Origin of the sequence: Thiorhodococcus mannitoliphagus (genome assembly GCF_010915725.1) — a bacterium.
Taxonomy (GTDB): domain Bacteria; phylum Pseudomonadota; class Gammaproteobacteria; order Chromatiales; family Chromatiaceae; genus Thiorhodococcus; species Thiorhodococcus mannitoliphagus.
Genome location: NZ_JAAIJR010000338.1, coordinates 1 through 1,264, shown reverse-complemented (window position 1 = coordinate 1,264; position 1,264 = coordinate 1). Strand labels below are relative to the sequence as shown.

The following is a 1,264-nucleotide window of genomic DNA, read 5'->3' as shown; positions in this document are numbered from 1 at the left end:
TGGACTCAGTTCTGGCAGCGCATTGATCAGTTCGGCGCCGAATGCTGTTGCTGAGACATCATTCAGAGGCCGCACTCATGCCGAAGAAGACCAGGCCCAGCCCCATGAGCATGCCGCCATACTGCTGCATGCGCTCCTGCTTGGAAGCGAAGAGCATGGTGAAGCCCACACCGATCATCAGCAGCGCAGCCTTCGTCACCTTGAAGGCGATGAGCTGGGCGGTCACGGTCGAGCCGATATTGGCCCCCATGATGACGCCCACGGACTGGGCGAGCGACATGAGCCCGGCACTGATGAAGCCGACCAAGAGCACCGTGGTGACCGAAGAGGAGTTGATGATAGCGGTCACGAAGGCGCCAGTCACCGCACCCATGAAGCGATTGGTCGTCAGTCGGGCCAGGATGTCCTTCATGCGCTCGCCAGCGACCGCCTTGAGCGCATTGGCCATCTGATCCATGCCATAGAGAAAGAGCGCCAAGCCGCCGAAGAGGCTCATCGCCATGGTGCCCCAGTCGATGCCGGACTCGGCCGCATCCGCGCCCCAGGCGCTCGCGACAGGCATGGCAAGCAGCACCGCCAGACCGAGCATCAACACCATGGAACGGGAAAGCACCGCCCGGTCGCCGAGGATTCCTGTGGATGGCTTCACGAGGTCGACTCCCAAGGGTGGGCGGATTTGACGATGGTGACGGGCATCTTCGCCAGGCGCGCCACCTGCTCCGCGACCGAGCCCATCATGAGGTGCTTGAGACCGGTCATCCCCTTGCTGCCAATCACGATCATCGACGCATCGACATGGTCCGCGACCTCCAGAATACGCCCACTGGGGAGCCCCTTGACCAGCATCGAATCGCGTTTCTTCAGTTTCTTGAACTCAGGATGCTTCTCCTCGGCCGACGCGATCAGCTCATCGAACATGGCTGCGGCCCCGTCCTCGATGCGCGCGAGCTGCTTCTTTTTCAGTGCCTTGCCGTAGTAGTCCGGCATGGTGCCTGGGTCGTGAACGACGTGGAGCACAAGCAAGGGCAGAGCGAGACAGCTCGCGAGGCGCACAGCATGCATCAACGCCGCCTCTGAGGTCGCGGAGAAATCGACTGGGACCAGGATAGGCCCGGCACTATGGGCTTTCGTCATGATGCTCCGATCGCGGTCTGTTAAACGGCTGTCTGAATATTGCAATCGCCCGAGTAGATACTCTGTTCTGACGCAAGTCCGATTTGCCTCCTGTCCATCATTTTTTTCTATCGGCATCGTTGTCTCAGCG

2 protein-coding genes are annotated in these 1,264 nt (G+C 60.5%); both read right to left on the bottom strand.

Annotation, left to right across the window (positions count from 1 at the left end; all coding sequences use genetic code 11):
* Positions 1–58 precede the first annotated feature (58 nt).
* A complete protein-coding gene (locus G3480_RS26725; protein WP_338114241.1) occupies positions 59–649 on the bottom strand; it encodes a Na/Pi symporter in 591 nt (196 codons plus the stop codon).
* Complete coding sequence (locus tag G3480_RS26720) at positions 646–1,134, bottom strand: universal stress protein (protein WP_164657222.1); 489 nt, start codon at positions 1,132–1,134, stop codon at positions 646–648. Before G3480_RS26720 ends, G3480_RS26725 begins: the two co-directional genes overlap by 4 nt.
* Positions 1,135–1,264: the final 130 nt, after the last annotated feature.

Excerpts from the sequence above, each read along its gene's own strand:
- G3480_RS26720 (WP_164657222.1), bottom strand. The coding sequence starts at position 1,134 with ATGACGAAAGCCCATAGTGCCGGGCCTATCCTGGTCCCAGTCGATTTC.